15 protein-coding genes are annotated in these 20,274 nt (G+C 58.7%); 8 read left to right on the forward strand and 7 right to left on the reverse strand.

Going from position 1 to position 20,274, the window contains the following annotated elements; genetic code table 11:
- Positions 1-189: 189 nt before the first annotated feature.
- Positions 190-4,173, forward strand: a complete 3,984-nt coding sequence (locus SADFL11_RS03075; protein WP_040452198.1) for a baseplate multidomain protein megatron — start codon at positions 190-192, stop codon at positions 4,171-4,173.
- Here the strand turns inward: SADFL11_RS03075 and SADFL11_RS03080 are convergent.
- Entirely contained in the window at positions 4,164-5,177 is a 1,014-nt protein-coding gene (locus tag SADFL11_RS03080) for a phospholipase D family protein (RefSeq protein WP_209002718.1), read from the reverse strand. The two genes, SADFL11_RS03075 and SADFL11_RS03080, sit on opposite strands and share 10 nt — an antisense overlap.
- 39 nt (positions 5,178-5,216) lie before the next feature.
- On the opposite strand from SADFL11_RS03080, the gene SADFL11_RS03085 reads away from it, so the two are divergent.
- Positions 5,217-5,930 (forward strand): DUF2793 domain-containing protein, encoded by a 714-nt coding sequence (locus SADFL11_RS03085; protein ID WP_008192750.1) that lies wholly within the window; start codon positions 5,217-5,219, stop codon positions 5,928-5,930.
- Positions 5,931-5,949: 19 nt separating this feature from the next.
- Here the strand turns inward: SADFL11_RS03085 and SADFL11_RS03090 are convergent, their stop codons facing one another.
- Positions 5,950-6,393: a hypothetical protein gene (locus tag SADFL11_RS03090; protein WP_008194407.1), complete on the reverse strand. Its 444-nt coding sequence runs from the start codon at positions 6,391-6,393 to the stop codon at positions 5,950-5,952.
- 131 nt (positions 6,394-6,524) lie between these two features.
- On the opposite strand from SADFL11_RS03090, the gene SADFL11_RS03095 reads away from it, so the two are divergent.
- The 5 genes from SADFL11_RS03095 to SADFL11_RS03115 all read left to right on the forward strand — a co-directional run bounded on the left by SADFL11_RS03095 (position 6,525) and on the right by SADFL11_RS03115 (position 15,482).
- Entirely contained in the window at positions 6,525-7,445 is a 921-nt protein-coding gene (locus SADFL11_RS03095; protein ID WP_040452193.1) for a glycoside hydrolase family protein, read from the forward strand.
- Positions 7,442-7,738 (forward strand): hypothetical protein, encoded by a 297-nt coding sequence (locus tag SADFL11_RS03100; protein ID WP_008194397.1) that lies wholly within the window; start codon positions 7,442-7,444, stop codon positions 7,736-7,738. The genes SADFL11_RS03095 and SADFL11_RS03100 overlap by 4 nt, the downstream gene beginning before the upstream one ends.
- A gap of 102 nt (positions 7,739-7,840) precedes the next feature.
- Positions 7,841-8,122, forward strand: coding sequence for a hypothetical protein (locus SADFL11_RS03105; RefSeq protein WP_040450711.1), 282 nt, complete (start codon positions 7,841-7,843; stop codon positions 8,120-8,122).
- A gap of 256 nt (positions 8,123-8,378) precedes the next feature.
- The gene (locus tag SADFL11_RS03110) at positions 8,379-14,894 is read left to right on the forward strand and encodes a hypothetical protein (RefSeq protein ID WP_040450710.1); all 6,516 of its coding nucleotides are present in this window, start codon (positions 8,379-8,381) and stop codon (positions 14,892-14,894) included.
- 129 nt (positions 14,895-15,023) lie between these two features.
- The gene (locus tag SADFL11_RS03115; protein WP_008190259.1) at positions 15,024-15,482 is read left to right on the forward strand and encodes a GNAT family N-acetyltransferase; all 459 of its coding nucleotides are present in this window, start codon (positions 15,024-15,026) and stop codon (positions 15,480-15,482) included.
- 53 nt (positions 15,483-15,535) lie between these two features.
- Here the strand turns inward: SADFL11_RS03115 and SADFL11_RS03120 are convergent, their stop codons facing one another.
- On the reverse strand, positions 15,536-15,781 hold the full coding sequence (locus SADFL11_RS03120) for a hypothetical protein (protein ID WP_040450709.1): 246 nt from the start codon (positions 15,779-15,781) through the stop codon (positions 15,536-15,538).
- Between the two features lie 174 nt (positions 15,782-15,955).
- Here SADFL11_RS03120 and SADFL11_RS03125 point away from each other — a divergent pair, with 174 nt between their 5' ends.
- Complete coding sequence (locus SADFL11_RS03125) at positions 15,956-16,348, forward strand: hypothetical protein (RefSeq protein ID WP_008196301.1); 393 nt, start codon at positions 15,956-15,958, stop codon at positions 16,346-16,348.
- Positions 16,349-16,905: 557 nt separating this feature from the next.
- Here the strand turns inward: SADFL11_RS03125 and SADFL11_RS03130 are convergent.
- The 4 genes from SADFL11_RS03130 to SADFL11_RS03145 form a co-directional block, all read right to left on the reverse strand.
- The gene (locus SADFL11_RS03130) at positions 16,906-17,193 is read right to left on the reverse strand and encodes a hypothetical protein (protein WP_008194783.1); all 288 of its coding nucleotides are present in this window, start codon (positions 17,191-17,193) and stop codon (positions 16,906-16,908) included.
- A gap of 639 nt (positions 17,194-17,832) precedes the next feature.
- Positions 17,833-18,483, reverse strand: a complete 651-nt coding sequence (locus SADFL11_RS03135) for an NAD(P)-dependent oxidoreductase (protein ID WP_008196121.1) — start codon at positions 18,481-18,483, stop codon at positions 17,833-17,835.
- Positions 18,484-18,675: 192 nt separating this feature from the next.
- Positions 18,676-19,440, reverse strand: coding sequence for a DUF3750 domain-containing protein (locus tag SADFL11_RS03140; protein ID WP_134852883.1), 765 nt, complete (start codon positions 19,438-19,440; stop codon positions 18,676-18,678).
- An 80-nt stretch (positions 19,441-19,520) separates the two neighbouring features.
- Entirely contained in the window at positions 19,521-20,246 is a 726-nt protein-coding gene (locus SADFL11_RS03145) for an SUMF1/EgtB/PvdO family nonheme iron enzyme (protein WP_040450707.1), read from the reverse strand.
- Positions 20,247-20,274 lie beyond the last annotated feature (28 nt).

The following is a 20,274-nucleotide window of genomic DNA, read 5'->3' on the forward strand; positions in this document are numbered from 1 at the left end:
TTTGCGTGATGGACGCACCTAGCGCCTTCAAATGTTTCGTTTGGCATTGATGTGATCGAAGCATTCGCAGATACCTTCGGAGCGCTTTCGGCACTGCCAATCCAACGTTTGCGGAGCAAGGCCCAAGGCTCCATGAGCCTCGACCAAACGCGCCCAATACTCTCGGCCCAAAACAAACCGGAAAAACCAATGGCAACACTTCTTTTGGGTGCGGCCGCGTCGGCGCTTGTCGGGGCGACCGGCGCGACGGGTCTTGTCGCAAGCGCCATCACAACGGCCGTCACCATCGGCGGATCCTTGCTGGACAGCTATTTGTTCAGCGGCGGTGGATCTTCCCAGACCGTCGAGGGCGCGCGGCTGGACAGCCTGCAGGTCTTATCAAGCACGGAAGGGGCGGCAATCCCGATCGTCGCCGGTTTTGCGCGCGTCTCGGGGCAGGTGATCTGGGCCACCAACCTGGAAGAGGAAATTCAAACGTCCACGCAGCGCACCGGCGGCAAGGGCGGGGGCGGTGGATCCAAGGTCACCACAACCACATACGCTTACTTTGGCAATTTCGCCGTGGGTCTGTGTGAAGGTCCGATTGCTGCGGTCCTGCGTGTTTGGGCGGACGGCAATGAACTGGACCTGACCCAGATCACGCACCGGATCTACACCGGGTCTGAAGACCAGTTGCCGGACAGTCTGATTGAAGCCAAGCAGGGCGCTGGCAATGCGCCGGCGTATCGCGGCCTTGCCTATGTGGTCTTTGACCGCTTGCCGCTGGAAAAATTCGGCAATCGGATCCCGCAGCTGACCTTTGAAGTGATGCGCAGTGTCGGGCGTGAGGAAGAGCTGTTGACCGGGATGTGCATCATTCCGGGGTCAACGGAATTCGGCTATGAACCGCAGCGGGTCGCGGACTTCATCACCACAACGGACAAGGTGGACAACAACCGCCACACCAAGACGCACACCAGCGACTGGTTGCACTCCCTGGATCTCTTGAAAGCCGTTTGCCCGAATGTTGACCGAATAGCCCTTGTTGTGGCCTGGTTCGGGACGGACTTGCGCTGTGACCAGTGTCTTGTTGAACCGCGCATTGAGGCGGTCAAGCAAACAGATCCGATCGAGTGGCAGGTGGCGGGGTTGAGCCGCGAGACTGCAACGGTTGTTTCCTACATCGACGGGAAACCGGCTTACGGCGGATCCCCGAACGATGCCAGCGTGATTGCCGCGATCAAGGACTTGAAGGCGCGCGGGTTCAAGGTGTTGCTCTATCCCTTCATCATGATGGATATCGAAAACGACAACGGCTTTCCGGATCCCTACGGCCGGCCGCAGCAGCCGCCGTATCCCTGGCGCGGCAGGATCACCTGCCATCCGGCGCCGGGGCAGCCCGGCACTCCGGACAAGACGGCGGCTGCGGCAACGCAAGCCGCCGTTTTTATTGGAACCGCGCAGCCGGGTCACTTTGGCGGAAGTGGATCCGAGGTCACCTATTCCGGGCCGCAAGAGTGGTCTTACCGGCGGTTTATCCTGCACCTTGCCAAGCTGGCTCAAATGGCGGGCGGGGTGGACGCCTATTGTGTCGGCACGGAAATGCCGGGCATGACGTTTGTCCGTGGGGCTGGGAACAGCTTTCCGTTTGTCTCCGCCCTGGTGTCGTTGTTGTCAGACGTTCGATCGATGCTGGGCGCTTCAACCAAGCTGGGCTATGCAGCGGACTGGTCCGAATATCATTCCTACCGGCCGAATGATGCCAGCGGGGACGTGTTCTTTCAACTGGATCCGGTCTGGTCGTCGTCGGACTGCGACTTTATCGGGATCGACAATTACATGCCGCTGAGTGATTGGCGGGATGGGTTTGGACATGCGGACCACATGGCCGGGTATCAATCGATCTACGATGTCGCGTACCTCAAAGCGAACATCGAGGGCGGGGAATATTACGACTGGTTTTATGCCAGTCCTGAAGACCGCGACAGCCAGACGCGCACACCGATCGAGGACACGGCGCATGGGGACCACTGGGTATTCCGGCAGAAGGATGTCCGGAACTGGTGGCAGAACCCACACCAGAACCGGCCGGGCGGGGTGCGTGACACAAGCGTGACAGGCTGGGTACCGCAATCCAAGCCGGTCTGGTTCACCGAACTAGGCTGTCCGGGGATCGACAAGGGACCCAACCAGCCGAACGTCTTTTATGATCCGAAATCATCAGAATCGTTCGTGCCGTATTATTCATCCGGCGCGCGCGATGACTTTGTTCAGCGCCGCTATCTGCGCGCCATGCTGGAATTCTGGGCGGATCCTGGCAATAACCCGGTGTCACCCGTTTACGGCGGTCCGATGCTGGAGCCCGGCCGGCTCTATGGCTGGGCATGGGATATAAGGCCGTTTCCGTCGTTTCCGATTGCCGCCGATGTCTGGGCTGATCATGCCAACTTTTATACCGGACACTGGCTGTCCCGGCGTATGGGCGGGGCGCCGGCGGACGGCATTGCCAAACTCATGATGGAGCGGAGCGGCCTTGTTGAGGGCGCGGACTTTAATACGGACGGGATGATTGGCACGGCGGACGGCTACATCATCGACACCATAACCTCTGCCCGGTCCGTGATTGAAAGCCTCGCGGCAGCCATGGCCTTTGATCCGGTGGAAAGCGGTGGGCGCATCGAAGGGCGATCCCGGCGCCACCTCAAGCCGGTGGCCGATCTGGATCCGGCGGACATGCTAGACCGGGGCAAAAACCAAGCGCCGGTCACCATTCGCCGGGCGCAGGAAACGGACTTGCCGCGCGCGGTTCGGGTGACCGCTTATGACGCGGCACGGGATTTCCAGACCGTGACGGGGGAAGCCCTTCTGGAAATGGTGGTCAGTGACCGTGTGGTGGTGACCGATACGCCGATGGTGGCGGACTTTCCGCGCATGGTGGCGCTGGCGGAATTCCTGTTGCAGGAAGCCTGGGCCAGCCGGGAAGGTTATCAGTTTGGCACGTCAGAGGCAGACCTTGCGCTGGAGCCGGGCGATCTGGTGTCGTTTGACTTTGGCGGCCGCTCACATCTGGTGCGACTGACAAAGGCCGTCGACGGTCTGGGGCGCAAGATCGAGGGCAAGAGCTATGACGGGCCGGTTTATGAACCGGCGCGCAATTCGATCATCGAGCTTGGCCGGATTGGCGGCGGTGGCGGGAATGGCAGCGGTGGATCCGGTGGCGGCGGAACAGGCGGGGGTGGCGGTGGCCGGCCGGACGTGACGGCGGACGTGACGCCGGTCTTTATCGATGGGCCTTTGCTGCGGGATCAGGACAGTGCGCATCAGGGATATCTGACGGGAATACGAAAGCCGTTTGCGTCCGGTTTGGTGTTTTTGTCCAGTCCAACCACAAGCGGATATGTGGTTCGGGCCAGCCTGGCGGTCCCCGGTCGCATCGGGCATCTGATAGCCGATCTTGCGCCGGGACCGCTCCATCGCTGGGATCGCAGGAATGCGGTGGAACTGGAGCTGTACGACGGCCAGCTGCAGGGTCTTGACGATCTTCAGGTGTTCGCCGGCGGCAACGCTGTCCTTATCGAGGCGCCGAACGGGGACTGGGAACTGGTGCAGTTCGCAAATGCGGAGCTGACCGGCGCGCGGACCTACCGTTTGACCCGGCTGCTGCGCGGTCAAAAGGGAACGGAAACCGCCATGGGTGCCGTAAGCGGTGCGCGCGTGGTCTTCCTGGATGGCGGATTGGAACAAACGGGTCTTGATCGCGCACAGATCGGCTTGCCGCTGAACTGGCAAGCCGGACCCGCAAGTGGAGCGGTCGGGGATCCGGACTTTGTCGGAAAAACCGTCACCTTCACCGGGCGCGGGGAACGGCCTCTGTCCCCGGTTCATCTAAAGCCAAGTGACGCGGGGGGTGGTGACATCGCCTTGTCCTGGATCCGCCGAACCCGCATTGGCGGGGACGGATGGGAACAGGCGGATGTGCCGCTTGGTGAAGATCTTGAGGCTTATGAAATCGAAATCTGGAAAGACGGAAGCTTGAAGCGAACGCTTCAGTCGACCAGCCAGTCTGTCACCTATACGGCCGCCCAACAGGCGGCCGATTTTGGGTCTTCAGGACAGTCATTTGAATTCCGCGTTTTCCAGATGTCCGCAACCTATGGCCGGGGCGCGGCCGGAAAGGGAAGCTATCAGGTATAGGCGTCGCTGCTTTTCCGTAAGGCTGGGATGAATTCTTCAATCGGTATGCATCGTGCCTCATCGAGTGGATTATCTTTGAGCCAAGTTTTTACAGCCGCTTTCATGTGCATCGACCCCTCGGATGTTAGGTGCTGGCTGTCGGTCTTCCAGCATAGTGTGATGCTGTTGTTCTCGTCGATATTCCGAATAGGGGGACCTGGTGGTACGGTGAATACTCCATCGTATCGAACTCCGTCACGCGGTCCGACATGGAAGCAAATGTGATCAGCATCTGGTTCGATCTCATCCCAATTCTCGAAGCAATCCAGCTCCAGTCCGGCGGAGTGGTTCTTGTTTTCATGCTCCAGGGCATTTTGTGCTGCTGCGCTGACTTCGCCTTCGCCGTATAGCGTTACAAACAATCGAGTAGCCGAAAAGTCTTCAGGATGATGGAGGATCCGGCGAACCAGATCTCCCTCGATTTTTTTATCTCGAAAACCTGAGCGGCGGCGGCTTGACCATACCTTGTAGGCTTTCTGCAAATCCTCTGTAGTGATCTCCCGGCTTTCTTCATCTTGCCAAAGATTGTCAAACCAATCGGCCAGTTCGGCACAGATGTTCCGTGAACCGGTTACGATATTGGTCTCTATCCACCCGTCACAGCTTGCCCCTTGAAGAGAAAGTCCATTTGCTGAGGCGTTTGATGATCCAACAATTGCCGTTCTGGCGCCAAGGTAAACCTTGGAGTGCAAGGTGTCGCAATGCCGGACATCATGAAACTGCATAAGTTTCTCGATCTCTTTCGGGTTTGTTCCTCCCATCGCGAGATTGCAGACAATCCGGCCTTTGGGTGACTTGTCGAGGCCAAGTCCTTCTGTTGCTCCTTCTCCCCAGAACGCAACAGCAATATTCGGCGCATGGTTCTCGAAGAGGCGGCGTACGCGGTCTTTCAACTCATGGCCATTAACGATTTTCGTTTCCGTATTGTCCGACAAATTTACTCTCTCCAATGCCTGTTCAATCAATGAATCAATCTCAAAATTTCTAACGGAGGATCCGCAAAAATGACAACCCCAAATCTGAAGCTGCCGGAAATTGCCGCCAGTCAAAGCCAGAAGCACATCACGCACAATGAGGCCTTGGGCATCCTTGACGCAGTGGTCAACCTGTCCGTCCTCTCGCAATCGGTCACCAGCGATCCGGCAGGCCCAGATGATGGCGCCCGGTATCTGGTCCCGGCAGGCGCTAACGGCGCCTTTGCCGGGCATGACGGCAAGATTGCGTCTTACCGTGAGGACGTTTGGACGTTTTACGATGCAGCGGCCGGGTGGCGGGCCTTTGTGGCAGATGAGGGCGGTTTTGCGGTCTATGACGGGACCAATTGGAGCGGGCCGGACCCGTCCCTGATTTCCGTCACCCCAAACGGCGCGGAAAGCCGGATTGTGACCGTGGAAGAGGAACTGACCTTAAGCGGTGCCAGTGTCTCCAGCACGGTTCAAATCCCGAACCGGGCCATCGTCTTTGGCGTGTCGACCCTGACGACGGAAGACGTGACCGGTGTCTGGCAATATCACTGCGGCATTTCCGGGCAGCCTGAGAAATTCGGCGGGTATCTCGGGATCGCGGCCGGATCCAACAATGCCGGGGTGATCGGGCCAGAGGCCTTTTATGCCGATACACCGGTGGTGATCACGGCGCATGGCGACACGGAAGCCTTTACCGGGGGCAAGGTCCGGATAGCGCTGCATTACTTCCTGCCGGTGGTGCCGCAAAGCTGATGCCGATCAGGTGCGTTGACTAAGACAATTCCATGCACTTTCCGACATAGAATGTTGTGATAGTTCCGTCAAACATGTGGGTTTGGCGGCTGTATGTGGCCGGCCTGGCGGTGCCAAAGTTTCCCGGTGCAGTAAGCTTATTGGCGCGATCAACAGATAAGACATGGGCAGATCCACCGCCCGTGATTTCCACGAAATTGAAGCCAGCACCGGTTTCAAAGGCGTAGATGTTCGCGCTACCGACATTTGCTACTAGGCGCGCGGTTTTGCTGTCTGCGTCGATATCAATGATGGAAAACGACATGGTGTCAGAGCCGTTTTTCATCTCAACAACGTCGTTTTGTGAATTCACCACGAGCTGATTTTCAAGTTCGCAACGATACTCAAGTGCATTGGCACTACATGCAGCAAATGCCGCAATCAATCCGGTAATCATCAAAATTGCATGGTTGTTTATCGCCACGAGATTGGACCCTCAGTTCTTCAAATCACAACAATCTAAAGATGAATTTCCCGCGCCGTCAATTTTTAAGATTGACGGATTTCGACCGCCACAAGGCGGTTTTTTTGTGCCTGAAGGAAAGGGGGCAGATCATGCAGATGAGTGAAAAAGGACTGGCGTTTTTGGCCGGTCATGAGGGGTATGTGAGCCGGGCGTACATCGACCCGGTCGGCGTGGTGACGATCGGGTATGGGTTCACCATGCGCGGCCGGGTTTTTGCCGCCTGGTGGCGGACCCGCCATGGCCGCAAGCTGAGGCTGGGGGACACGATCAGCCGGCGGGACGCGGACCACATCATGACGCGGATGCTCGACGATGAGTATGAGATCCCGGTGGAGCGGACCTTTGAAACCCTACCGCAACACCAGTTCGATGCCTGCGTGTCGGTCGTCTACAATCTGGGCGCCCGGGCGCTGAGCTGGAAATGGGCCAAGGCCTTGAAGCGGGGCGATGTCAAAGAGGCTGCAAGACTGTTGCGGCGGACCGGAACAACCGCCGGCGGGCATCGTCTGAACGGATTGGTGCGCCGGCGTCGGCAAGAGGCGGACCTTTTGGAACACGGGGTCTACACCGGTGTTTTGGAAGGTCGTCCGCGTCTTGCCCGGCCGGTGCCGCCATCCGCACCGGATCCCGTTGTCCGGGAGGCGCAGGAAGCGCTGACCCGCTTTGGATTTGATCCGGGCGTGATTGACGGCTGGATGGGACATCGGACAAAGGCGGCTGTGCTGGCCTATCAGCGCCAGCATCCGGACCTTGTGAATGACGGCATTATCGGTCCGGCCACGCTGGTGCAGCTCCGAAAGGATGCGCTTGTCATCAAGGACAGCCAGATCGGCGGGGCGCTGGTCACGGCTGTGACCGGTGGCGGCCTGTTCGGTGTGCCGTGGACCTGGATCCTGGGCGTCGCCTTCGGGCTCGGGCTGATCCTTATCGTGTACCTTGTCTGGCGTTATGGCGATGTTCTGACCCGGCGGCTGCAAGGCAGCGCGGCAAAAAGGGAAGCTGCGCCATGATTGCCGTGTTCAAGTTTTTCGCGCTTACCAAAACCGGCCGCCTGTGTGCGGCCGTTTTGGTTGGTGCTGTGTTCATTGCGTCCGTTTATGCGCTTGGGGGAAACCACGCGCGGTTAAAGGACAGGGCCAAGGATCTGGAAACGGCCCTGGAACTCGAACAGGGAAGGGCGCGCGACGATGCCTATTTGCAGAACTTGGAAGACGATCACTTGTGTCTTGAGTATTTCCGCAATATTGGCCGGGTGCAAGACCTTGACGACTGCCGGGCCTTGCGCGGGGTTCACAGCGAATAGCTTGAGCCCGGCCGGGTTTGCAGCCCTTGTCAGGATCGATCGCGGCGGGGCGGAGCGCGTCGCTGGCAATGACCGCAACGGCAAACGGCGGGGGTGCTGGTGATGCCGAGTGACTTACAGGCTGCGATCACCTGGGAACAGTTGCTGGCCTTGTGCGTGATCGGCGGGGCGCTTGGCGGGGCGTGGTGGTTCCTGTTTGCCGCGATCTTAGGGGTCCGGCGGGATCTGAATGAATTCCGCTTGAAGGTGGCAGAGGAATACGCCAGCCGGGAACACTTGCGGGAAGTCGAATTGCGGCTTGTGGATGCGATCAACAAACTGTCGGCGGATCTTGAGACATTGCCCGAAAGGTTGGCCAGCGTGCTGGCCTCCGTTCGCCATTGATTGGGATCAGGCCGCAGCGGGATGAGGTGGGCGACGTGATAAAGTCAGAATCAGCCATTTAATCCGATGTGAGATAGGTCCTGCCCGCCACTTTATCTCTGACGGGGGTGGTTTCTTTGCCGGGTCTATTGTTGAAAAACGCGCCCTAATAAACCTTCTTCGCCAGCTAACTTTGCCGGGAGTGCACATGGTTAACAGTTCGTTAACCATGTGCCGCATCTAGTGATCTTATTAGCTGAACTGGTGGGGCAGATTTATGCAATTTATAAAGTTATCCAATTCATTTCCTGCAATTTCACGACTTGCGCTTTTCGGCACAACAGCCCTCAGTACGCTGATTTTGTTTAGTCCGTTTTCCGAAGCGGATGATGGTTTATCTTGCGGGTCTGTCGAATACGTAACGCTTTGGCCGCCGGTCTGTGCCACCACCCAAGATAGTACAAATATTGTTAGTGTAGCTCCGGACGGTCCGCACGGCGGCAATGCATCCACATTTGATCGGTCTAGCCGTGGTGGTGCCGGTTTTCCTGGACTTGAACTTCAGCTCACAAACCAAGGAAACACGTCCCTTTATATCCTCAATCAGGGCGGGGATGGTGGTCAGGGCGGCGACGGTGACGCGATCCATGACGGGTCTGCAGGCGGCCGCGGCGGCGATGGCGGCGTGATAGAGCTCACTTCAGACAGCGGCACATCCATCCTCGTTACGAGGGATCACGCGATTGGAATTGAGGTTCTGAGCCAGGGCGGCACGGGCGGCGGTGGCGGGAGCGGTCACGTGTTTTCTGAGGGCGCTGGCGGAGCGAATGGCGGCAATGGTGGTGACGTCACTGTCACGAACGACGGTTCTGTTTCAACACAGGGCGCCTATGGCTACGGGATCCTGGCCCGCAGTATTGGCGGGACCGCGGGAGATGGCGGCGAAGGGGGCTGGTTCGGCGGCGCCGGAAGTGGCGGCGTCGGCGGCAACGCCGGGGCCGACGTCACGGTCAACAACCAAAACGGATCGATCACCACGTCGGGCGTTGGCGCGACAGCAGCCATGCTGCATTCTGTCGGGGGGAATGGCGGCGATGGGGGCAGTTCCGGACTTGCTTTCTTTTCGCTCGGCGGAAGCGGGGGCAATGGAGGCAACTCCGAGGATGTCATCTTCAACAATGGCGGGCTGATTGGAACATCCGGTGACGGAGCGCATGGTGTTTCGGCCCTATCTGTCGGTGGGGGCGGTGGCCATGGCGGCGCAGCGCTTGATGTCGGATTGTTTGTTGGCGTGGCCGTTGGAGGCTCCGGTGGGGGCGGCGGCAATTCCGGTACGGTTGCTACAACAAACAGCGGTTCCATTGAAACAACTGGTAACCACTCAAAGGGCATCCTGTCGATGTCAATCGGCGGTGGCGGTGGCGACGGCGGCGCCGCGTCCGGCGTGGCCGTTGGTGTCGGCGCGTCGTTCCAAACCTCTGTGGGGGGCGGTGGCGGCCAAGGTGGGTCGGGCAGCTCGGTCAGCTTCACCCAGAGCGGATCTGGCAAAATTGCAACCGGAACGAACTCATCCGGCAATTTCAGCACGGGCGTCCTTGCAATGTCGGTCGGCGGTGGCGGTGGTCTTGGAGGGCGCGCTTTCGCGGCCGGAGTGTCCGGCGATGCGGAAGGACCCTCCTTAACACTGAATGTCTCTCTCGGCGGCAGTGGCGGCCAAGGCGGCTTTGGAGGAGATGTAACCGGTCAGGTCGGTGGCTCGATTGTTACCAATGGTCGAATTGCGAACGCGTTTTCTGCGTTTTCGGTTGGCGGCGGCGGCGGGGCCGGCGGCAACAGCACGGCGCTCGGCGCATCTGCGTCTGAAGTGGCAATCACCGCAAATGTGGCGCTTGGCGGTTCGGGCGGCGCGGGGGGCGCGGGCGGATCGGTGAATGCTTCGGTCAACGGTGTTCTATACACATTCGGTGACCGGTCGGACGGTGCCGCCTTGCACTCGATCGGTGGCGGCGGCGGTGCAGGCGGGAGCGTCACCTCGGTCAATGCTGCTGCAGGCGTAGACAGCGTCAACGCGAATGTTGATATCGGCGGCAAAGGCGGCGGCGGCGGTATCGGTGGAAAAATCGAATACTCAAGCGCTGCGACGTCCGCAATTCTGACCCGTGGCACGCAAGCCCACGGTGTGTCGGCGCTTTCCGTCGGCGGCGGTGGTGGAACCGGCGGTTCCGTACACGCTTACGATGGCGCTGTTGCTGCCGGAGATGACGATTCCGTTGCGGTCAACCTCGGGGTCGATCTCGGTGGAGACGGCGGAATTGGTGCCTTCGGGGGTAAGGTCACAGCGACACATGACGGCAGGATCTGGACCAGCGGAGACCAAGGGTATGGCATGCTCATCCAGTCTATTGGCGGCGGTGGCGGGGCAGGTGGCAATGTCACATCGCTCGGTCTCTCCCTCGGTTCAAACGCTTTCGAGGCCACGGCCAAACTTGGTGGCAGCGGCGGCATTGGCGGGGGCGGTGGTGAAACAAGTTTCACAATCGGAAAAGGCGGACGGATCGCAACCACCGGTGCGCAAGCGCACGGGGCTGCCGTCTCATCCATCGGCGGCGGCGGCGGTGTCGGAGGGGCCGTAAACAGTTTTTCGGCGGCCGGCGCAATCAGTGATGAAGGCGGTGCCGCCAAGTTCGGAGTGAATATCGGCGGCGATGGCGGCGATGGCAATGCAGGTGGGAGCGTCACTTTCAACCATGGCGGTGAGATCGCAACTTCCGGCCACCAGTCGGTCGGGGCACTTTTGCAGTCAATCGGCGGCGGTGGCGGCGCTGGTGGCAACGTAACGTCCGTGGGCGGAGCTGCGGGCAAGAATGCCGTCGACATCTCTGCCAATCTTGGCGGTAACGGCGGCGAAGGTGGGAGCGGTTCAGCAGTCACGTTCGCGCTCGACACCGGGGCATACATTGGGACAACGGGAGATCAGGCGCACGGACTTGTCGCACAATCTGTTGGCGGCGGCGGCGGCAATGGTGGTTCTGTCCATAACTATTCCGGCTCTTTGGTCAGTGGCGAGGGCCTTGGCGTATCGGGTGGCGTTTTCCTGGGCGGAAGCGGGGGCAGCGGCAATGTGGGCGGCCAGATCAATGGGTCCCAGTCCGGCGCCATCGTGACGGTTGGTCAAAAATCCTACGGCGCACTTGTACAGTCGATAGGCGGTGGTGGCGGCAACGGCGGCAATGTCTATTCCTTGAATGCGGTTGCAGCGCTGAGCAAATCCGAAGAGGGGTCTAAGGTCGCGGCTTCCATCGGTATCGGCGGTGATGGTGGCTCCGGCAATGACGGTGGCAGCGTTTCGTTCAAAATGCTTGAGGGGGCGACCATCAACACGGTCGGTGGCCGGTCCGTTGGCGCCAAGCTGCAATCGATTGGTGGTGGGGGCGGTGACGGCGGCCGCGCTCACACTTTTGAGGCCGCCGTTGCTGGCGGATCTTCCAGTGGCGAGAGCGAAAACAGCGAAGAAAAGGAACCGACATTGGTCAATGTCTCGGTTGCGATCGGCGGCAGCGGTGGCGGCGGCGGTGATGGTGGCCAGGTAGACTTTGCCATGGCCGGTTCTGCAGCAATCGCAACAACCGGCGATCAGGCGCACGGCGCCTTTGTTCAGTCGGTCGGCGGCGGTGGCGGCTCGGGCGGAGATGTCTCGGCGTCCGGGTTCCAGCAGGAAGGTTCGCGTGCCTATTCCCTTGCACTTGGTGGCAGCGGAGGCGCTGCCGGCAGAGGCGGCAACGTGACCATCACAAAAGAGACCGGTAACGCTGCAATCTACACCACTGGAGACCGGTCCTACGGCGTTTTTGCGCAATCCGTCGGCGGCGGCGGTGGTGAAGGCGGGGAGTCCGATGCCGGATACAAAGAGGCGCCGAAGCTGCCGGACCCGCAAAAGAAGTACAAGGCGACAACAAAAATCCTGGCCATCTCGGTCGGCGGGACCGGAGGGGCCTCGGGAGACGGTGGCGACCTCACCATTGAAACACCTGCAAATATTGTGACCGCTGGCCAGAACGCCATCGGCCTGTTTGCACAGTCCGTCGGTGGTGGCGGCGGCGACGGAGCGGGTGCCGACGTTGATGGCAAAAACAGCTTCAAGATTGGGGGTTCAGGTGGCGCTGGCGGTAAAGGCGGCGTCGTGACCGTCACATCCGCGACATCCATCACGACCGTTGGCGACAACAGCGTCGGGATTTTCGCGCAGTCTGTTGGCGGCGGCGGTGGTGCTGCAGGTGGCGCTGAAAAGTCGGAATCCGATACAACCGGCACCGTTGACAACCTGAGCCTGTCCATCGGTGGGCTTGGCCAGTCAGCTGGAGATGGTGGCAGCGGTGGCACCGTGAAAGTTGTTCCCGGAGGCACAATCACCACGCAAGGTCAGGTTTCCCATGGGATCTTTGCGCAATCCGTCGGTGGCGGCGGGGGCTTGATGCAATCAGCTCATACGAATGTGAGCCAGGAGCACATCACTTTCGATTTGGCGACGAACGGCAATCGCGGACTTGGGGGCAGCGTTGTCGTGGATGACACCAAGTCATCGAATCCGCTGGAGATAAAGACAAGCGGCGATGGTGCGATTGGTGTCGTCGCGCAGTCGATCGGTGGTGGTGGCGGGGCCTGGCTCTTGAACAAGGCCTTGGCCGATGCGACGATGTCGATCAGCTCCGGCGACTATAGTGGATCCGACTTCAACAGCTCTATTGGCGTGAATGTCAGTCTTGGCGGGACCATCTCAACAAGCGGCAATGCGGCGCACGGCATTCTGGCGCAGGCTATGACCAACGCGACAACAGTCTTTGCGTCAGATGGTTTCAAGACGGTTGGCAATGCGAGCGCGTCTCAGAGCAACAATGCAGTTGCAATCTACTTAAGGCCCGGATCAAGCGTTTCCACGAGTGGATCGGCAGCTCATGCTGTGCGTGCTCAGTCTGACAACATTGATGTTACACTCGGCGGTGACCTAGCCGTTTCGGGTGCCAATTCATGGGCAGTATATGCGGATAGCCCTCTGCAAACGAGTGCCACGTCCAGGTACGGGCTGCAGGTACAAGATGGCGCATCGATCACTGCCACAGGTGGCGCTGCAGGTGGTATTTTCATTGATCAAACAACGACCTCGAACATAGACGTTGAAATCAACGGATCAATCAATGCTTCTGGCCGGACAGCTCTCTCATCCAATGGTCAGGGAAATTACCGCATCGGCAAGACCGGCGTCGTGTTCGGAGACATTCAACTAAATTACGATGGGTCAACAGGTGAAATGCCGAGGTTTGAAAACAGCGGGGATCTGACCGGATCCTTCACCGGCGAGTTTTATCATCTGCGGGGCGGGCGTCACTTCCTGAACCTGGACCCGAACGGTGTATCGTCCAGCAAAATCAGCGCGGGTGGTTTTTTCTCAGCCGACAGCGGCGGAAGGACGATCCCTCAGTTGACGGCATTACCGGGACGTTCGTTTGTCACTCAAACCATCATTGAAAACGGACGGGACGATGGGCAAAGCTCAGCAATCGTTGCAGGTGACCCGCTCCCCTTTGGCCTTGCGCAAGGAACAGCTGCGACCACATTCACCTACCAATCAAGAACTGAAAGCACCAGCGACGGCAGCACGTATCTGGTCGACGTGACCGGTGCGACGGTTGATTTCGGTGGTGCGGGCCTTACGGGGAATGCTGGAGCGATTGCCGAATACGTTGATGGTCAATTGTCACTTCTTTCTGCTGCCGGGGGGCAGGCTGCGGCGCAAGAGCTGTATGCAGTGACGCTTCAAGCAGCGAACGCTTTGGACACGACGGCCTTAGTGAAGGAACTGGAGGTTTTAGACGCGTCCAATCATCACTACACGGCGCAGGCGACCAGCGCGTCCACAACTGCACACCTCAACAACATGCAGAGCTGTGGTAGCGCAACGGGTGCTTTTGCGATGATACAGCAGCACGACTGTACCTGGTCCAAGGTGTCTTTTGATACCACGCGGTTTGATTGGAACAACCGTGTCACCAGCGCCATGTTCAGCCTGGGGGCCCAACAGGAAATCGTGCCGAACGTTGTTGTTGGGGTGTCCGGTGCATACGAGCAGTCCTATTCCCAAGGTGAAACAACATCAGGTGATGGCCACCGCATCCATGCCGGTGCCATCCTGAAATACACCAACGGTCCGATCTACAGTTCCGTGTCGCTGGCTGGCAGCTACGGTTGGGGAGACAACAAGCGAATGGTTTCCATTCCTGGTTCGTCGATGATCGCCAGCTCAGATCAAGAGACTTATTCTGTCGCAACGCGGCTTCGGGCGGGTTATCTCTTTGAGTATGACACCATCAATATCCTGCCGTTGGTGGAACTTGATCTCGCATTGATCCAAGATGAAGGCTATCAGGAACGGGGGGCCGGGTCTCTCAACCTTAAAGTGGTTCCGAAGACACATTTCTTCGCAGATTTGCACCCTGCGGTCCGTGTTGGCTCCGATGCCTTCGATCTCGGGGACGGTGTTCTGGCCCGCGGTTATGTGGAAGCAGGCGCACGGATTGCCCTTAACGATTCAAGCGTGACGGTTTCCCTTCCCAATTCCTTTCTTCCGCAAGCGGGCATTGACCAGGACTTTGAAAGAGAGGATGTGATGGCGACTCTGGCAACGGGAGCGTCCCTTTTTTGGGAGGATAAACTTGAGGCGCAACTTCGGTATGAAGCCGGGATTGGATCGGAAACCCTGTCGCATTCTGCGAGCTTTAAGATCGGCATGAAGTTTTAGGGTCTGCGGATGACCCGGTCCCGCAGATGCTTGTTGCCGCCCATGTGCTGTCCTAAAGGACGTGAATGACCTGTTGGATCGAGCGGCGGTATCAGATCAGGCCTTTCTATAGCCTAAGGGGGGCGCGGAGTGAGCGCTGACATTCGAATAGAGACTGCTGATGCAGCGGATGCAGAGGGACTGGCCGCACTTCGGGTTGAGGCCATGCGCCCGAGCCTGGAGGCTGCCGGGCGGTTCGATCCCGTGCGCGCCAGAGACCGGTTCCTGAGCACCTTTTGTGCTGCAGATACCAAGATAATCCGTTTAGAAGGTTCGGTGGTTGGATTTTTTGTTGTTCGACGAAACACCGATCACATCTACCTCGATCATCTTTATGTCACTTCAGCCTGTCAGGGCCGGGGGATCGGGCGTTCAATCGTCGACGACGTGCAGGCCGAAGCGCGCTTTGCCGGATTGCCGGTCCGGTTGATGGCCTTGAACGGAAGTCCAGCCAATTCCTTCTACCAGGCGTGTGGCTTTGAAGCAGTTTTGAAGGATGCGCTGGACACCCATTACGAATGGGTTCCTTTACGAAAACATCTGTCTTGAGGTGTTTGCAAAAGCCGTGAATTTGGCGGCCGCACTCGGAGACGCTGCCGCGCTCACTGCAGCTTTGGCTTTGGTACAATCAACGGTGTTCCCTGAGCCTGGGCAAGCTCAAGGAATTCATATCCGAGCCTGAGATCGGCGTTCGGGCGTCTGGCCTTTTCCGCGTCCAGCGCGTCGTAGGCAGCGGCAATGGCCGGGTCGAGGCAGTCCGGCGCCAATTCATGAACCGCCCGGGCAAAGGCCAGAAGCGCGTCCCCCAAACCCCGGGTTTCATCGTCACTCTCTTTGATTCTGGACATGCCGGAGCCTCTTTTCCCGGGGTGCAACAGGCACCCAGCTTAACCGGAAGATGTGCCGCCTTTGAAGGGGCAATCGGCAGTAAAGGGTCAGAGCAAGGGCCTGTCCTGAATGCGATGTGAGCTTTTCCGGATCGGCGCTTGACGGTTTTCGTGACTTGAGAACATAAGAAGAACATGAGCGCGGATTGGACAACGGAAGAAGAGCTGGCCCAGTTGATCCGGGCCCGGGCCGCGCGCGGCCGAATGGTCACCTTGCGGCCGGAGACGGCCGAGAAAATTGCCCGGCGGCTGCTCACCCCCTCCGGCGCGGACCGGCATCTGGCCGGCCTCGGCTTTCGCCTGGAAGTCTGGAGCCCGGACGGGCGCGGATTTCTGGAGCTGCTTGCCGCGGCCCAGAGCTATCAGCTGATCAAGCTGGTCTTTGATGCGGCCCTGAAAACCCGTCCGGGCGGGCGGCTGGTGGTGCGCCAGGGCATCCGGGTGGTGCTTGATTCCGGGCCGCCGGATCCGGGCGGGGCCGGCAATGTCGTGCGCTTGCCAACGGCGGGAACCGGCCGGGCGCGGTGAGACAAAATGGCTTTCTGGGCGCCTTACCGCATGAGCTCCGAACAGGGCCTGTGTGGCTGGCTGAGCCCGGAGCGAACACGCTTGTTGATCGGTTTTCGGAACACAAAAAAGCCCGGATGCTCTTTAGTGAGACATCCGGGTCTGCAAGTCGATCGAGGTTAGGATCGGAGCTGAGCCTTTTGCCCCAATGCCTGAGTGCAGGAGACCGCGGTTGCCGCTCATCTTTCAAGCCTGTCGGCGCTGGAGACGTCGGTTGGGGGACACGCCTGCGGCAGCACTGGGCCTTTTTGTGAGCGGCTTCCGCGACCGCCTTGCAACACCAAAAGTAGATCGCAGCCTGGCCGCATCAATTGGCTGTTTTTGTCGCAGCCCCTTTGAACAAAGGGGGCGCGCAATTTCCCGCCTCCTGCGTGCTCAACGCGAAGCGTGCGACCGTGATCGGATGCGACCGACCCTGGAAAGCGGTTGGGCAAGTGGTGCGGGCCGGCTAAGGCCTGCGTTGGTGTTCGGGATCGTGTGGCTTTCCAACATGGCCCCAAAGCCGAGCATCGTGCCGGTCAAAAACAGGACGTCCCGCTGACGGCTTCAAAGGTGCTGCAGCTGGAGATGTAGTTGAGCGCGAGATCCGGCAGTATCTCGATCACATGACGGCTGCCGTCGGAACAGGCCGCCGCGACGAAGCTCGTGCCGCTGGTCGACTTCCCAAGGACCTTCACTCGTGTGACGGCGGGACAGGCCTTTCCTTCGGTCGTGATCACGGCCTGGAAAAGCACCTCCACTGGCTGTGCCAGGCCCGGCGGCGACAGAAGCAACAGGACTGCAACCGAGAAAACAAGTGCGCGCATACGGACCCTCTTACCTGTCAGCAGGGAAAGGAAGGTTTTAAATTACGTGCATTTTATAGAAATGCAATCAATAGATGTATATTTCGCCTTCGCACCTGAGGACTCTTTACCCCAGTTTTTACCCCAACTTTTACCCCAAAATGAATCGCAGAAAAATTTATGTCATTGAAATATATAATAAAAGTATTTGATTTTGGGCGTCTCGACCGCACCATCAATCACACTACCAAGTGATTGAGTTCATAAAGAAGCCGGCCCTTGGGTCGGCTTTTTTGTTTTTGGTATTCGATCCGTTTTTTTGCATCGACTGCTGGTCGAGGCAACCTGAAGTCCGTCAACCCGTTGGTGCCGCATGCTGATGAGGCCGAACCTTCAAAAAAAGAGACCCACCAACTGGTGTTGGCGGGTCAGCAGGAGGAGAACGCAATTTGCTGCAGGGGGAGCGCAGCACACCTTGCGTTGAAACAAGATCCAAGTTCGGGATCTGATGCTGTTACGCAGTCAATTTTGATATGGATTTCCAGATGTTGGAATTTTTGCTGCGTTTTTCGTTTTTTGCAGAGCTGGATCAGTTTTGCTTATGGCCATTGGTCCAACCAGTCACCCATCGCCTGATGCGCTGAGATATGCGTCAAGAGATCACAAGGGCCAGCGGATCAGGACCGGTTTTTTGCATCCAAGCGTTTCATCTGTCAGCCGGCCCGCGATGAAATCGGCAACGTCGGCGCGTGCAATGACGCCGTTGCGCCATTTTTTCGGGTCTTCCAGAACCTTGTACCGCCCGGATCTGGGTTGATTTGTCAGAACGCCCGGCCGAACAATCAAATAATCAAGCCCGCTTTCCGAGATCATCGCTTCCTGGGTGGTTTTATCTGCATATGCGCGTCCGAGAAGCGCCTTGAACGGGAGGCGTTGCAGCGGATTGATGGCTGAGCGGCTATCACCGGCCCCAAATCCCGTCACGGCTATGAGACGGTCGATGTTGGCACTCTCCATCGCCGGAAGAAGCACCTGGGTGGCCTTTGAAAACAAGGTTACAGGGCCTGTGATCATGTCCAGGGAAGCAGGAACGCCCAAAGCCAAGACGACTGTGTCGACACCATCAAGCGCACGATCGATGTCGCCGCGATCCAATGCATTGCCTTGGATTGCTTCAACCGCGCCGGTTTTCCCCATCGGTGTTGCCCCGCTGCGAGACATTGCGCGCACCGCATGACCTTTCTCCGCAGCTGCCAAACAGACTGCTTTGCCAATGCCCCGGCTGGCGCCAATCACCAATATGTTCGCCATCAGACCTCCAATTCCTGTTCGCTAAGCGTTTCTAAGCGCTCATGTCTGCGGGTGAAAATCGACCAGGAAGGCCAGCCGGCAAGCGTGGCCAAACACCGCAGGAACGGCTTTTATAAGGAGAGGCGTGCCGATCAAAGGTTGGTTGGAGGATCGCTGATCAGGGCAGCTGTTCTGCCGTTCGCCCAGCGATCATCAGGCCGAAGGCGTATTTCCGGATGAAAATCCGATCCGCCCGATCATTGGCAATTTCAGAGAAAGATCATTGAGATCAATGCCGTAGGTGAGGCCCAGAATATTCAGCTCCAATCCTTCTTCCCAGGCAACCAAAACCCCAAAGAGCCCCATCAAGGACAGTTGATATCCAGTCCCGCTCGGTGCTGGGGCCCACAAACCGGAGGCCAGGTAGTCCTTGCCAACAGCGGTAGGGGGCAGGTCCAGCCGCAATTCAGGGAGCATTCTGCCAAGATGGGCGACAAATGTATTCGAGTTGGGGCCGGGCCAGACTGTGTAGATGCTGTTGAATTCGTAAGCGTCAATGGCAGTTTGCAGGCGTACAATCGCCTCGCTTGCCGGTTCGCCGCGCAGTTCTGCCAGAAGCTCTGGTTCGGAGCCAAACCAGCGGCTGTCCGGTGCGCGCCGGGAGGCCCGGACGGCGTTGCCGCCGTAGCGGACCCGCCACCCCGTGACTTCATAAGTGGTAAAATGATCCGCGTTCGCCGGTTTCACAGATATCCAGCTGTGGACACCAAAATAGCCGCGCCAGCTGAACGCGCGCGCCGCGTAAACCTGAACGATCGCTTGCTGTTCCGTCCTTGGATTTGGCGCAATGCCGATGGGCTCCCGGTTGGCAGTGCTCCAGTGGGTGTCCGGTGACCGGTCGCCCGACAGATAGGCCGTCAGCCCCAGAGCCAGATTGAACAGGACAAAACAGGCACTCCAGATCAAGAGTCGACGCATGGTGTTCCTTTCGTCATGGAAGTTCTTGATTGGAGGTGATTTTGGTTTTCTTTTGACCAAGACACTGGCAGCAGCTCCGCCTACAAAGACCGGGCACAGCGAAAGCCGATATAGACCACCGCTGTGCCTGCCGGTTTTGTTGCGATGTGATCCCTATGCATTTGCTGCGGCCCATACCACCAAGAGCCGCCGCGCGTTGTTTTTTGACCGCCCGCGCCATTGTCGGTCCACTCCCAGACGTTTGCACCCATATCGTAGAGACCGTTGGCACCGGGCCGTGTTGTTCCAGCTGGAGCATGGCCGGTGCCACGGCGCAAGACAGCACTGACGTCAATAGCCGGTGAGGCGCCGCAACCCTGCAGGCAGTTGGCGCCCTCCGGGATCTTTCCGGTTGGGTAGGGGTATGTCACGCCCGGTTCGAAGGGCGCGGGCGGTGAGATCCGATGCTCCGTGTAAGCGGCTTCGACCCACTCCGCATCAGTTGGAAGACGTTTTTCGCGCCAGGCGCAATAGGCTGATGCTTCATCGTAGGTCACGTGCACGGCGGGCTCCGTGTCCAACGCGGGAAGGCCGAAGGGCGTTCGCCAGTTCCAGCCAGGTTTTTGAACCCAGCCGGATTCATACACTTCTCCGCCGCCCGCGATTTCCGCCGACGTTGTTGTGTTTGTGGCATCAATGAACTCGCGGAACGCGCCGATCGTGACCTCAGTCCTATCTATTCCAAAGCTGCCGATACTGACCATCTCTTCAGCCTTCGCGTTGCCAGCGAAAGCGAGCATAAGAAACAGACACTTCAAAGTTTGCATGAGCACTTTCTTTGTCTATTCGGGTTCA

It is taken from the genome of Roseibium alexandrii DFL-11 (genome assembly GCF_000158095.2).
Lineage (GTDB): Bacteria > Pseudomonadota > Alphaproteobacteria > Rhizobiales > Stappiaceae > Roseibium > Roseibium alexandrii.

Bases quoted from the DNA above. Each gene is read 5' to 3' on its own strand.
- SADFL11_RS03075 (WP_040452198.1), top strand. From the start codon at position 190: ATGGCAACACTTCTTTTGGGTGCGGCCGCGTCGGCGCTTGTCGGGGCG.
- SADFL11_RS03085 (WP_008192750.1), top strand. From the start codon at position 5,217: ATGACAACCCCAAATCTGAAGCTGCCGGAAATTGCCGCCAGTCAAAGC.
- SADFL11_RS03095 (WP_040452193.1), top strand. From the start codon at position 6,525: ATGCAGATGAGTGAAAAAGGACTGGCGTTTTTGGCCGGTCATGAGGGG.
- SADFL11_RS03100 (WP_008194397.1), top strand. From the start codon at position 7,442: ATGATTGCCGTGTTCAAGTTTTTCGCGCTTACCAAAACCGGCCGCCTG.
- SADFL11_RS03105 (WP_040450711.1), top strand. From the start codon at position 7,841: ATGCCGAGTGACTTACAGGCTGCGATCACCTGGGAACAGTTGCTGGCC.
- SADFL11_RS03110 (WP_040450710.1), top strand. From the start codon at position 8,379: ATGCAATTTATAAAGTTATCCAATTCATTTCCTGCAATTTCACGACTT.
- SADFL11_RS03120 (WP_040450709.1), bottom strand. From the start codon at position 15,781: ATGTCCAGAATCAAAGAGAGTGACGATGAAACCCGGGGTTTGGGGGAC.
- SADFL11_RS03125 (WP_008196301.1), top strand. From the start codon at position 15,956: ATGAGCGCGGATTGGACAACGGAAGAAGAGCTGGCCCAGTTGATCCGG.
- SADFL11_RS03130 (WP_008194783.1), bottom strand. From the start codon at position 17,193: ATGCGCGCACTTGTTTTCTCGGTTGCAGTCCTGTTGCTTCTGTCGCCG.
- SADFL11_RS03135 (WP_008196121.1), bottom strand. From the start codon at position 18,483: ATGGCGAACATATTGGTGATTGGCGCCAGCCGGGGCATTGGCAAAGCA.
- SADFL11_RS03140 (WP_134852883.1), bottom strand. From the start codon at position 19,440: ATGCGTCGACTCTTGATCTGGAGTGCCTGTTTTGTCCTGTTCAATCTG.
- SADFL11_RS03145 (WP_040450707.1), bottom strand. From the start codon at position 20,246: ATGCAAACTTTGAAGTGTCTGTTTCTTATGCTCGCTTTCGCTGGCAAC.